This window comes from Cohnella thermotolerans DSM 17683, from assembly GCF_000429825.1.
Taxonomy (GTDB): Bacteria; Bacillota; Bacilli; order Paenibacillales; family Paenibacillaceae; genus Cohnella; species Cohnella thermotolerans.
Map to the genome: position 1 here is coordinate 36,982 of NZ_AUCP01000001.1, position 13,270 is coordinate 50,251.

General features: G+C 61.7%; 10 protein-coding genes. All 10 read right to left on the reverse strand.

What is annotated here, in order from left to right; genetic code table 11:
* Nucleotides 1-114: 114 nt before the first annotated feature.
* Nucleotides 115-1,086, reverse strand: a complete 972-nt coding sequence (locus G485_RS0100160) for a bifunctional riboflavin kinase/FAD synthetase (RefSeq protein WP_084423035.1) — start codon at nt 1,084-1,086, stop codon at nt 115-117.
* Between the two features lie 29 nt (nt 1,087-1,115).
* Nucleotides 1,116-2,075: a tRNA pseudouridine(55) synthase TruB gene (gene truB, locus G485_RS0100165; protein WP_035154279.1), complete on the reverse strand. Its 960-nt coding sequence runs from the start codon at nt 2,073-2,075 to the stop codon at nt 1,116-1,118.
* Entirely contained in the window at nt 2,072-3,058 is a 987-nt protein-coding gene (locus G485_RS0100170) for a DHH family phosphoesterase (protein WP_027090823.1), read from the reverse strand. Before G485_RS0100170 ends, truB begins: the two co-directional genes overlap by 4 nt.
* Nucleotides 3,055-3,411 (reverse strand): 30S ribosome-binding factor RbfA, encoded by a 357-nt coding sequence (gene rbfA, locus G485_RS0100175; protein ID WP_027090824.1) that lies wholly within the window; start codon nt 3,409-3,411, stop codon nt 3,055-3,057. The genes G485_RS0100170 and rbfA overlap by 4 nt, the downstream gene beginning before the upstream one ends.
* A 39-nt stretch (nt 3,412-3,450) precedes the next feature.
* A complete protein-coding gene (infB, locus tag G485_RS0100180) occupies nt 3,451-6,357 on the reverse strand; it encodes a translation initiation factor IF-2 (RefSeq protein ID WP_027090825.1) in 2,907 nt (968 codons plus the stop codon).
* Complete coding sequence (locus G485_RS0100185) at nt 6,350-6,673, reverse strand: L7Ae/L30e/S12e/Gadd45 family ribosomal protein (RefSeq protein WP_205620101.1); 324 nt, start codon at nt 6,671-6,673, stop codon at nt 6,350-6,352. Before G485_RS0100185 ends, infB begins: the two co-directional genes overlap by 8 nt.
* Nucleotides 6,666-6,986 carry an RNase P modulator RnpM gene (gene rnpM / locus G485_RS0100190; protein WP_027090827.1) on the reverse strand — a complete coding sequence of 107 codons (321 nt, stop codon included), beginning with the start codon at nt 6,984-6,986 and terminating at the stop codon, nt 6,666-6,668. Before rnpM ends, G485_RS0100185 begins: the two co-directional genes overlap by 8 nt.
* Before the next feature lie 58 nt (nt 6,987-7,044).
* Nucleotides 7,045-8,145 carry a transcription termination factor NusA gene (nusA, locus tag G485_RS0100195; RefSeq protein WP_027090828.1) on the reverse strand — a complete coding sequence of 367 codons (1,101 nt, stop codon included), beginning with the start codon at nt 8,143-8,145 and terminating at the stop codon, nt 7,045-7,047.
* Nucleotides 8,146-8,170: 25 nt separating this feature from the next.
* Complete coding sequence (rimP, locus tag G485_RS0100200; RefSeq protein ID WP_027090829.1) at nt 8,171-8,632, reverse strand: ribosome maturation factor RimP; 462 nt, start codon at nt 8,630-8,632, stop codon at nt 8,171-8,173.
* 186 nt (nt 8,633-8,818) lie between these two features.
* The gene (locus G485_RS0100205; RefSeq protein ID WP_027090830.1) at nt 8,819-13,132 is read right to left on the reverse strand and encodes a PolC-type DNA polymerase III; all 4,314 of its coding nucleotides are present in this window, start codon (nt 13,130-13,132) and stop codon (nt 8,819-8,821) included.
* Between the last annotated feature and the right edge of the window lie 138 nt (nt 13,133-13,270).

The following is a 13,270-nucleotide window of genomic DNA, read 5'->3' on the forward strand; positions in this document are numbered from 1 at the left end:
CGGCCAAGCCAAGGTTATGCCGCATCGGCTAAGCCTTGCGGGCCGCTTAATGCAACGAGTATTAGTATAACATAAGACGAATGCCGGACACAATGAAGCCGACGCAAAAAAACGTTATTCCGAGGCCAGCAGTTCGCGGGCCCGCTGCGCGTCGCGTCCGATCTGCGCGATCAGCTCGTCCAGCGAGCCGAACTTCATCTCCGGGCGAAGGAAATGGCGGAACTGAACGGTAAGCGTCCCGCCGTACAGATCCCCCGAGAAGTCGAACAGATGAACTTCAAGCTTCGGTTCTCCGCCCGGCGCGTCGACGGTCGGGCGAACGCCGACGTTGATGACGCCGTCGGCCGTGACCGGCTTCCCGTCCTTGAAGCCGGTCACCTTTACGGCGTAGACGCCGTGCAGCGGGATGACGTAAGCCCAATCCGACTCCAGATTGGCGGTCGGGAAGCCGAGCTGCCTTCCGAGCGCTTTGCCGTGAATGACTTTCCCCCGGATTTCGAAAGGCCGGTTCAGCAGCTCGGCGGCTTCATCGCAGCGTCCCTGGGCCAGCAATTCGCGAATGCGGGTGCTGCTCACCTTGGCGTCCCCCCGGAATACGGGCTGGACGACCTGTACGTCGATCGCCCCGCCGCTCTTCCTGCGGAGCAGGTCCGCATTGCCTTGGCCGCGATGCCCGAACTTGAAGTCGAAGCCGACGACCGCCGTGGCCACTCCCAGAGGGAGCAACAGCCGTTCGACGAATCGGTCGGCCGTCACTTGCGAGAAGGCCGTGTCGAACGACACGACGAACGCCGCTTCCACGCCCAGCCGCTCGAACAGCGCCAGCTTGTCCGGCAGCGGAGTGAGCACCGTGTGATATTGATCGTGACCGAGCACGACGCGCGGATGAGGATCGAACGTCAGCACGGCGGGCGTCTGCCCGCGGGCGCGGGCCAGCTTGACCGCGGTGCGGATCACTTCCGCATGCCCGAGATGAACACCGTCGAAGAAACCGATCGCCAAGGCAAGACCGCCCGGCTTGTTAGCGCCGGCGGGAATCGCGAACGATTGCTCCGCCTGCGAATACGAAATCTCGTAACGTTCCACCTGAGTCCTCCTGCACTTATGACTGCCGGCTATTCAGCGTCTCCCCTAGGTTCGGGAGGATGAAACACTTTGACGGGGCGCAGCCTGCCTTCCTCGGGCTCTTCCTCGAACAAGCCGAGGAACGCTTCATCTTCCGCTCGGTACACGCGCCACAGTCCCCCGGAGCCGAACGGGGCCGGCTTGAGCGCCGCGCAGGGAAGCGGCTTGCCCTGCAAGGCGTGCAGAGCCTCCTTCGCGTCCGCCGCCGTGCGCGGCAGAAAGTCCAGAAGCGCATCCGCCGCAAGCAGCCGCTGCGCGAGCTCGTTCCGGCTTTGCAGCTGTTCGATCTGCTCCAGCGTCAGGCAGTCCGCCTGCGTCAAGCCCGCGCTCTCGGTGCGCACGAGCTCCGCCATGACGGCGGGCACGCCGAGCTTGCGCCCGATGTCGACGCATAGCGTGCGGATGTACGTCCCTTTGGAGCACGTGACGGAAAACCGAAGCTCAGGGTGCGGCCCCTCCGCCTTCACGCTCAGCACCCGGATCGCGTGAATAGTGACCGGCCTCGCTTGCCGCTCGACCGTTACGCCTTGACGTGCCAACTCGTACAATCGTTTGCCGTCCACCTTGACCGCGGACACCATCGGCGGAACCTGCAGGATGTCGCCGACGAACGAGAGCGCCGCTGCCCGGATGGCCTCTTCCGTCAGATGGGAAGCGTCCGTCCGCTCGATCACCTCGCCGCCGGCGTCTTCCGTATCCGTCGCGATGCCGAACCGGAGAAGCGCTTCGTACGTTTTGGGCATCTCCTGCAAATACTCGACCATTCGGGTAGCCCGTCCGACGCAGACCGGCAGAACGCCGGTCACCGCCGGATCGAGCGTCCCCGTGTGTCCGATCCTTCGAATGCGCAAAATTCGTCTCGCCTTCGCGACAACGTCGTGGGACGTCCAGCCGGCCGGCTTCCAAACGGCGAGAACGCCTTCCAGCTCCGGAGTCGTCACCCGCTTCATCCGGCTTCCTCCAGTGCTTTGCGGGTGGCGTCCACCACTTGCCGGATCGCTTCCTCCAGCGGCGCCGACAGCCGGCAGCCGGCCGCGCGCACATGCCCGCCGCCGCCGAATTGCTGCGAGACCGCCGCCACGTCGACAAGCCCCGCCGAACGAAGACTGACCTTCACCGCATCGGAACCGATCTGCTTGAACAAAATGCCGACTTCGACGCCTTCGATGTTGCGCGGGTAATTGACCAGCCCTTCCAAATCCTCGCTCTTCGCCCCGGTCTCGCTCAAATCGTCGGTCGTCACCCACAGCCAGCCGATGCGCTGATCGTCGCTGAACGCCAGCCTGGGGAGCGCGCGCTGGATCATTTTCATCTGACCCATCGTCATGCGCTCGAGCAGCCTGTCCGCCAAGCCCGGGCCGTCCGCTCCGGCATTGAGCATCCGGGAGGCGATGTTCATGACGGCCGCGCTCGTATTCGAGTAACGGAAGCCGCCGGTATCGGTCAGCAGGCCGGTATAGACGGCCGTGGCCGAGTCGGCGTCGAACGGAAGATTGAACGTCCGGATCAGGTCGAACAAAATTTCAGCCGTGGCCGCCGCCTCGAACCGGAGCAGATTGACGAGGCCGAAGCCGTCGTTCGTCGGATGATGGTCGATGTTGAGAATTTCCGCCCCTTCGGCGAACCAATCTCTGGCGCCGCCCGCCCGGGCGAAGTCGGCGCAGTCGACCATGATGACGTTCCGGTACGCCTTCTGCGGCAAGCCCGTCGACGCGGTCGCGATCGCGCCGCTGTTCCACAGGTAGCCGAGACGGGAAGGAACCGGACCGTCATTGTACATGGCGTACTTCTTGCCCAGCTTGTCGAGCAGCCAGGCGGTCGCCACCGTGGAACTGATGGCGTCGCCGTCGGGCTGCACGTGGGAGACGACAAGGAAATCGTCCCGCCCCCGGATGAAATTCGCCGCTGCGGTCAGCCGCCGATCCCAGGTCATACGCCCCTGCTCTCCCGGTTGATCTCCTGCAGCAGCGCCTCGATCCGGCTGCCGTATTCGATCGAGCTGTCGAAGCGGAACTCGATTTCGGGCGTATGCCGGAGCCGTATCCGGCGTCCGAGCTCGGTTCTCAGAAACCCTTTGGCCTTGCCAAGGGCGAGCAAGGTCGCTTCCTTCTGCTCCTCGTTGCCGAGGATGCTCAAATAGATGCGCGCTTGCGACAAATCGCCGGTAACGTCGACGCCGGTCACCGTAATAAAGCCGATGCGGGGATCTTTAAGCTCCGTTTGAATCAAGGCGCTGATCTCTTTCTTGATCTGTTCGCCGACGCGTCCGACGCGAAATTTCGCCATGGGCGTATCACCTCATTCTGTATTGCGCAGTTGTGCGGCTTAGCGCTCGACGGACTCCATCACGAAGACTTCGATCATGTCGCCGATGTGCAGATCGTTGAACTTCTCCAGCGTAATGCCGCATTCGTAGCCTTCCGACACTTCCCTCGCATCGTCCTTGAACCGCTTGAGGGAATCGATCTTGCCCTCGTACACGACGACGCCGCCGCGGATGACGCGGGCTTCGGCGCCTCGGGTCACTTTGCCGTCGGTAACCATACAGCCGGCGATCGTGCCGACCTTGCTGACTTTGAACGTCTCGCGCACTTCCGCGTGCCCGGTGACCTTCTCCTTGAAGATCGGGTCGAGCATGCCCTTCATCGCCTGTTCGATCTCTTCGATCACTTTGTAAATGATCCGGTGCAGGCGCACGTCGACCTTCTCCTGTTCGGCCATGGAGGCCGCGCGGGGCTCCGGACGGACGTTGAACCCGATGACGATCGCCGAAGAAGCGAGCGCGAGCGAAATGTCGGATTCGGTAATGGCGCCGACGCCGCTGTGAATCGTCTTGACCCGAACGCCTTCGATGTCGATTTTCTCCAGCGAGCCTTTAAGCGCCTCGAGCGAACCTTGAACGTCCGCTTTGATAATGACGTTGAGGTCTTTGATCTCGCCTTCCTTGATCTTGCTGAACAGGTCGTCGAGCGTCACCTTCTGGTTCGACTTCATGGCTTCCTGGCGCGTCTTGATCGCGCGCTTGTCGGCGATCTCGCGGGCCTTGCGCTCGTCCTCGAACACCATGAACGGATCGCCGGCTTGCGGAACCTCGGTCAGACCGGTAATTTCCACCGGCGTCGACGGCCCGGCTTCCTTGACGCGGCGGCCGCGGTCGTTCGTCATCGCGCGGACGCGGCCGAAGCAGTCGCCCGCGACGAAGGCGTCGCCGACTTTAAGCGTACCGTTCTGAACGAGGACGCGGGCGATCGGCCCTTTGCCCTTGTCGAGCTCGGCTTCGATGACCGTACCGCGGGCCCGTTTGTTCGGGTTCGCCTTATAGTCGTTCACTTCGGCGACGAGCAGAATCATCTCCAGCAGACCGTCGAGGTTGATGCGTTGCTTCGCGGACAGTTCGACAAAGATCGTGTCGCCGCCCCATTCTTCCTGGACGAGACCGTATTCGGTCAGCTCCTGCTTCACTTTGTCCGGATTCGCGCCCGGCTTGTCGATCTTGTTGACGGCGACGATAATCGGCACGTTCGCCGCCTTGGCGTGGTTGATCGCTTCGACCGTCTGCGGCATGACGCCGTCGTCGGCCGCGACGACGAGAATCGTAATATCGGTCACCTGGGCGCCGCGGGCGCGCATCGTCGTGAACGCTTCGTGGCCCGGGGTGTCCAGGAACGTAATTTTCTGTCCGTTGACTTCGACTTGATAGGCGCCGATGTGCTGGGTAATGCCGCCCGCTTCCCCGCTCGCCACCTGCGTCTCGCGGATCGCGTCCAGCAGCGTCGTCTTCCCGTGGTCGACGTGGCCCATAATCGTGACGACGGCCGGACGGGTCACGAGATCGTCCGGATCGTCGGTTTCTTCGATCGTCTCGAAGTTCGTGTCTTCGACGACGATTTTCACTTCGGTCTCGACATTGAATTCGCTCGCGACGAGCAGGACGGTGTCGAGGTCGAGATCCTGGTTGATCGTCGCCATGACACCCATCATGAGCAGCTTCTTGATGACTTCGGAAGCGTCCTTGTGCAGCAGCTTCGCGAGCTCGCCGACGGTCATCTCGCCGCGCACGATAATTTTCTTAGGCGTATTGTCGATCTTCTCGCGCGGCGGCTGATTGTTCTTGCCTTTGCCGTTTTTGCCGCCTTTCGCTTTCGGTCTCGCGCCGAAGCGGCCTTCCTCGAACCGCTTGCCGAAATCGTTGTCCTTCCGGCCCTTGGCGCCGCCGTTGCGGTTGAAGTCGTTGTCGCGGGGTTTGGCATCCCCGCGTCCGCCTTGCCGGCCGCTGCGGGCCGGAGCCGGCGCCACTGCGACGGGAGCGGGCGTGCGCGGCGCGCCGCCGAAGCCGCCTTGGCCCTGCGGGCGTCCCCCGCCGAAGCCGCCGCCCTGGCCTTGCGGGCGATCCCCGCGCCCTGCGCCGGAGCCGCCGCCGCCTTGACCTTGCGGACGATCGCCCCGGCCCGCGCCGAAGCCGCCGCCCTGGCCTTGCGGACGATCCCCGCGCCCTGCGCCGGAGCCGCCGCCGCCCTGGCCTTGCGGACGATCCCCGCGCCCTGCGCCGGAGCCGCCGCCGCCTTGACCTTGCGGACGATCGCCTCGGCCCGCGCCGAAGCCGCCGCCGCCCTGGCCTTGCGGGCGGTCGCCCCGTCCGCCTTGGCCCTGCGGACGATCGCCGCGATGGCCGCCCTGGCCTTGCGGACGGTCGCCCCGTCCGCCTTGGCCCTGCGGGCGGTCGCCGCGTTGGCCGCCCTGGCCTTGCGGACGATCGCCCCGGCCCGCGCCGCCTTGGCCTTGCGGGCGGTCGTTCCGGCGATCGTCCCGCCGTGCGGGCGCGCCCTGTTCGGTTGCGGCGGAAGCCGCCGCCGGTTGGGCCGATCCTTGGGAAGGAGCGGCCGAACGGGAAGCGATGCTCCCCTCTTCCGGCTGGCGGCCCGGCTGCGACCCGGCGCCTTGGCCCTGACGCTGTCCGGACGGGCCTTGCTGCTCGCCGGACGGCCTGCGGTCTCCTCCGCCCGTCTTGGCGTTCGATTGCGCCATTTTGGCCGCCGCGTTCGCCTTGACGTCGCGGAAAAACTTCTCCACCGCTCCTACCATGTTGTCTTCCATAACGCTCATATGGTTATTGACGGGCAAGTTTACCCGTTTGAGGATCGTAATGATTTCCTTGCTGCTCATGTTGAGCTGCTTCGCGTATTCGTATACGCGCAGCTTATCCTTGTTGTCGTTCGTTTCTTGTTTACTCAATATTCTCCACCTCCGAATGTTGAACCCAGCCGCTTCGAATCATGTCCGCAAACCCTTTATCCGTCACGGCGAAAAGCACCCGTTCCGGCTTGCCTGCGGCTCCCCCCAGCTCGAAACGGGAAAACCCAATCAACAGCTCTACGCCGTAGCTTTCGCATTTGTCCGCGATTTTCTTGCGCGTGTTGCCGGAAGCGTCCGCCGCCATCAGCACCAGCTTCGCTTCCCCGGAACGAATTGCCTTCAGCACCAGTTCCTCGCCGGACAGCAGCTTGCCGGCCCGCATCGCGAGTCCCAACCGGGATAATGCTTTATCCACCTTCGTCATCGTCTTGCATGAGCTCCTTGTTCGCGTGGAACTCGTCTTCCACCTTTATAAAATCCGCTTCCAGCCGGTCGTAGATTTCCCCGGACACCGGCGTCTTCAGCGCGCGCTCAAACGCCTTGGATTTCTTCGCCAGCTTGAAGCAGGAAGTTTTCCCGCACAAATAGGCGCCTCGGCCCGGCTTCTTGCCCGTCAAGTCGATTTGGATGTCCCCTTGGGGCGAGCGAACGATGCGGATCAGTTCCTTCTTGGGCATCATTTCCTGACACGCTACGCATTTGCGCTGCGGAATTTTTCTCGTTTTCAAGGTTCCTCTCCTCCCCGCCTGGCAATTCGTTGTGCGGCTCCGCCGAGCGTCTAGCCGGTCAGTCGATCGTTACGCTGTCCTGATGCATGACGGCGCCGGACGCCGTGCGCGGACGCCCGTATTCCTGTTCCGCCTGCGTCTCGCTCTTGATGTCGATCTTCCAGCCGGTCAGTTTGGCCGCCAGGCGCGCGTTCTGGCCTTTGATGCCGATCGCGAGCGACAGCTGGTAGTCCGGCACGATGACGCGGGCCATCTTCTCCGCTTCGAACACGATCACTTCCAGCACCTTCGACGGGCTGAGCGCGTTGGCCACGTATTCCTCGACGGAATCGGACCAGCGCACGATATCGATCTTCTCGCCCTTCAGCTCGGTGACGATCGTCTGCACCCGCACGCCCTTCGGCCCGACGCAGGAGCCGATCGGATCGACTTCCGGATTGCGCGAGTGAACGGCGATCTTCGAGCGGAAGCCGGCTTCGCGGGCCACGGAGCGGATCTCCACGGTGCCGTCGAAAATTTCCGGAACCTCCAGCTCGAACAGCCGCTTCAGCAAGCCCGGATGCGTGCGGGACAGAATGATCTGCGGTCCCTTGCTCGTATTTTCCACCTTGGTAATATACGACTTGACGCGATCGCCTTGCTTGAATTTGTCGGTCGGCATCAGTTCCGTGAGCGGAAGCGCCGCTTCGACTTTGCCTAAATCGACATACAGGTTGCGCTGGTCGAGACGCTGGATGATGCCCGTCACGATGTCCTGCTCCTTGTCGACGTACGCGTTGTAAATCAAGCCGCGCTCGGCTTCGCGAATGCGCTGCGTGACGACCTGCTTGGCCGTCTGCGCGGCGATGCGTCCGAAATCGCGGGGAGTTACCTCGATCTCTGCGATGTCTTCCAATTGATAGTGAGGATTAATGCTCCGCGCAGCTTCCAGCGAAATTTCCAACCGAGGGTCCAGCACTTCTTCCACGACCGTCTTGCGGGCGTAAACCTTGATCAGGCCGGTCGACCGGTTAATATCGACGCGCACGTTCTGGGCCGTATTGAAATTGCGCTTGTAGCTGGAGATGAGAGCCGCTTCGATGGCTTCGATCAGGACGTCCTTGGCGATGCCCTTCTCGCGCTCGATTTCGGACAGCGCTTCGATAAACTCCATGCTCATGTGAGTATAATTCCTCCTTCCGGGATTAGAAAACGATGGCCAAACGGGCAGAGGCCACTTTATCGTAAGGGATGGCGTGTTTGCGACGGCCGACCGCGATCCGGACGACGCTTCCGTCGAAACTGTCCAGTCTTCCTTCGAATTCCTTGGCGCCGTCGATCGGCTCGTACGTTGTGACGAACACGTGCTTGCCGACCGCTTTGGCCACGTCCTCCGGCTTCTTCAGCGGGCGCTCCGCGCCGGGCGAACTGACTTCCAGGAAGTACGCGCCTTCGATCGGGTCCAGCTCGTCGAGCTTGGCGCTGACGAATTCGGAGATGCGGCCGCAATCGTCGATGTCGATGCCGCCCTCCTTGTCCACGTAAATCCGCAGGAACCAGTTGCTCCCTTCCTTGACGTACTCCACGTCCACGAGTTGGAATCCGTGATCGTCCAAGTACGGCGTGATGAAGGATTCCACGATGGATTTGATTTTCGGTGCGCTCAAATCATGACCTCCCGATTGCTTCAAATGGATCGCCTGACCGCCGCCTTAACTCGAAAAGGCCCATGGCAAAACGGAAAGAGTGGGTTTCCCCACTCTTCTGCAGACGGTGTTATCCACATGATTACCAGAATTAATATACCATAACCTCTATTCGGATAGCAACCGAATTTTTGCCGTCCGGGACCGTCAGAACAGGGACAGCTGGTTCGATTCGGGCAGTCCCCGGAAGCATCCCATGCCGCTCAGCACCTCGACGATCGTCTTGCTCGCCTTCGACCGCTGCTGGAAGTCTTCCACTGATAGAAACTCCCCGTCCTCCCGCGATTCGGCGATGTTCCTGGCGGCGTTCTCGCCGATGCCGGCGATGGCCGAGAACGGCGGAATGAGCGCGTCGCCGTCGATGATGAACCGCGTCGCGTCCGACCGGTACAGATCGATCGGCTTGAAGCGGAAGCCGCGCGCCGTCATCTCGAGCCCCATTTCCAAGATGGAGATCATGTTCTTCTCCTTCGTCGTCGCCTGGAAGCCTTTCGCTTCGATCTCGACGAGCGTCTTGAGAATGACATCATAGCCCTGGCAGAACAGCTCCACGTCGAAGTCGGCCGCGCGGACCGAGAAGTACGTCGCGTAAAACTGGATCGGATAATACAGTTTGAAATAAGCCGTGCGCACCGCCGAGATGACGTAAGCCGCCGCGTGCGCCTTCGGGAACATGTACTCGATGCGGAGGCAAGAGTCGATATACCATTGCGGAACGCCGCATTTCTTCATCTCTTCGATCCACTCCGGCGTCAGCCCTTTGCCCTTGCGCACGCTCTCCGTAATTTTGAACGCCAGCGACGCGTCCATGCCCGCTTTATAGATGAGATAAAGCATGATGTCGTCGCGGCAGCCGATCACCGTTTTGATCGTGCACGTGCCGTTCTTGATCAGCTCCTGCGCGTTGCCGAGCCATACGCCCGTGCCGTGCGACAGCCCCGATATTTGCAGCAGGTCGGCGAACGAGGAAGGCTTCGTCTCCTCGAGCATTTGGCGAACGAATCGCGTGCCCATCTCGGGCACCCCGTACGTCGCCACCGGCGTCCGGATTTGTTCGGGCGTCACCCCGAGCGCGTCCACCGAGTTGAAAAGGCTCATGACCTTCGGGTCGTTCATCGGGATCGTCGTCGGATCGACCCCCGTCAAATCCTGCAGCATCCGCATCATCGTCGGGTCGTCGTGCCCGAGAATATCGAGCTTGAGCAGGTTCGCGTCGAAGGCGTGGTAATCGAAGTGCGTCGTCTTCCACTCGGAGCTCGTATCGTCCGCGGGATATTGAACCGGCGTAATGTCCTCGACCTCGATGTAGTCGGGGACGACGACGATGCCGCCCGGATGCTGGCCGGTGCTGCGTTTGACGCCGGTACAGCCCGCCGCCAGCCGGTTCAATTCCGCGCCCCGCCACGATTTGCCGTGATCTTCCTCGTACTTCTTGGCGAAGCCGAACGCCGTCTTCTCTGCGACCGTGCCGATCGTGCCCGCCCGAAACACGTTCTTCTCCCCGAACAGCACCTTCGTGTAATTGTGCGCATGGGGCTGATATTCGCCGGAGAAGTTGAGGTCGATATCGGGCACCTTGTCGCCCTTGAAGCCGAGGAACGTCTCGAACGGAATGTCCTGGCCTTCGCCCTTCATGATCTGGCCGCAATGCGGACACGCCTTGTCCGGCAAGTCGAAGCCGCTCGGCACGCTGCCGTCGAGAATCCATTCGCTGTGCTTGCACTCGGGATTGCGGCACAAATAATGCGCCGGCAGCGGGTTGACCTCCGAGATGCCGAGGAACGTCGCCACGACCGAAGAGCCGACCGAGCCCCGCGAACCGACAAGATAGCCGTCCTGGTTGGACTTCTTGACGAGACGCTCGGAAATCAAATAGTTGGCGGAGAAGCCGTATTTGATAATCGGGACGAGTTCCTTCTCCAGCCGCTGAACGACGACGTCCGGCAGCGGCTCGCCGTACATCGACTTCGCCGTGTCGTAGCATTTGTTGCGAATCTCTTCGTCGGCCCCTTCGATAATCGGCGTAAACAGCTGATCCGGGAACATGGTGATCTCCTCGAAGCGGTCGGCCAGCTCGTTCGTGTTTTTGACGACGACCTCGTACGCCTTCTCCTTGCCGAGGAATTCGAACGCCTCCAGCATCTCGTTTGTCGTGCGGAGATGGGCGTCCGGCTTGCGCTGCTCCTTCAGCGGGCTGAAGCCCGTGATGCCGTGGATCGTGATGTCCCGGAACAGCTTGTCCCGCGGCTCCAGGTAGTGGACGTTGCCGGTCGCGATGACCGGCTTGCCCGTCTTGTCGCCGATCCGCACGATTTTGCGAAGCGCCTCTTCCAGCTCCGCACGGCTGCCGACGAGCCCTTTGTCCAGCAGGTGCATATAGAAATCGAGCGGCTGAATCTCCAGCACGTCGTAAAAATCGGCGACTTCCTCGGCTTCCTCCTCGGACTTGTTGAGCACCGTCTCGAACAGCTCGCCTTTCTCGCAGCCCGAGATCAGGAGCAGTCCTTCGCGCATTTCGATCAGCTTGCTTCGCGGAATGCAGGGGACGCGGTGAAAATAATCGGTATGCGACAAGGAGATGAGCTTGAACAGGTTTTTCTTGCCCGTCGCGTTGAGCGCGTAGATGCCGCAGTGGAACGGCCGCGTCGTCTTCCAGCTGTTGCCGTTGACGGAATTGAGCTGTTCCAGCCGATGGACGTTGCGCGTGGCCGCGTCCTTGATCAGCCCGTTCAGCACGCCGGCCAGCGCCACCGTATCGTCGATCGCCCGGTGGTGACTCTCGAGCGGAACTTTGTACAAGTCGGACAACGTGTTCAGCCGGTGGTTCTTCAGCGTCGGATGAAGGAACCGGGCCAGCTCGAGCGTGTCGAGCACCGGATTCGGAATCGGAGGCAGCCCGAACCGCTTGCACGCTTCCTGCAGGAACCCGATGTCGAAGCGGGCGTTGTGCGCGACGAGCACGGCGTCTTCGATGAAGACGAGGAACTCCTTCAGCATCGGCTCCAGATCCGGCGCGTCCTTGACCATCTCGTCGTTGATGTTGGTGAGCTGCTGAATGTTGTACGGGATCGGCTCGTGCGGGTTGATGAACGTGGCGAACCGGCCGATCTCCTTGCCGCCTTGCCACTTGACGCCCGCAAGTTCGATGATTTTGTTCGCTGTGACCGACAAGCCCGTCGTTTCGATGTCGAATACGACGTACGTGGCTTCGGCAAGCGGCTCCTCTCTCGGGTTCAGCACCATCGGAACGGCATCGTTGACGACGTTCGCCTCGACGCCGTACAGCACCTTGATTCCGTTTTTCTTGCCGGCCTTGGCCGCTTCCGGAAAGCTTTGGACGTTGCCGTGGTCGGTGACGGCGATCGCCTTGTGCCCCCACTTGGCCGCGGTTTTGATATAGACGTCCACCGGCGTCACGGCGTCCATCGCGCTCATCGTCGTGTGCAGATGGAACTCGACCCGCTTCTCTTCGGCCTCGTCCTTGCGCGGCGGCCGCGGCTGGATCTCCTTGACGTCGCTCGGCATCATGACGAGCTCCGGCGGATTGAGGAACCGGTCGTACTCCACTCGGCCGCGCAGCTTCAGCCATTTGCCGTTGGCGAGCAGGCTGAGCGTCTTGACGTCTTCCTTGTTCTTGCCGAACATCTTCACCGAGATCGAATCGGTGTAGTCGGTAATGTTGAAGGTAAACAGCGTGCTGCCGCTGCGAAGCTCCTTCACTTCGAGGCCGAACACCGTCCCCTGGACGGTGACCTTCTTCTCCTCTTCCCGGATCTCCTGCAGCGGAACGGGATCTTCCTTAATCTCGTAGCCGATCTGCAGCGTCTGCGGCGCCTCGCCCTCCACAGCCGGCGCCGCCTCCTCCCGCGCGCTGGCCATTAGCTGCTGGATGTGCTGCGTCTCTTCTTGCTGGATTTTCTGCACGAACTCTTCGTACGCTTCCTGGCGGGATTCGCCGACGATCATTTTCACCCGGCATGCCCGTCCGAAGCGCTTCTCGAAAAAAGCGGCCGCATGCGCGTCGACCGTCTTGCGCCTCGCCATCTCCAGACCCGTCTGGTCGAGCAGCGCAAGCGTCAGGAGGCCGCCCTGGACTTCGTATTTGGCTTTGGCCAGCCAGCCGTTCACGGAGGCGTATTCGGCCTGCATCCATTCGACGAAGACGCTCCAATATTCGGAGAGCACCGCATCCGTCGCCACTTCGTCCGTATAGCGCAGCGTCATCGAGATGCCGGCCAGATGCCCGAGCTTCGTTCGGAGCTTCTCGTAAAAATCCGCATAGACGTTCGCAGGCAGCAGCGTGCTTTTGACCAATTGGAAATGCCATTCCTTCTTCGAGCGGCTCACTTCCACCCGATCTATGTACCCGTCGCGAAAATAGGATTGGATCCAATCCGGCGAAACGCCGGCTTGCTGCAGCAGCAGCTCGAACCGTTGTCTCTGCTCCGCCGTCGGTTGCATTCTCGTTCCTCCCCGCCTTCCCTGAAAAACAAAAGCCTCCGCGTAAAAAGGGGGGCCCGCGCCAGGATCGGCGCCGGACCTTCTTTCAAGCCGGAGGCTCAAGCAAAAACGCCTTCGTCGTCCTCGGACGACGAAGAA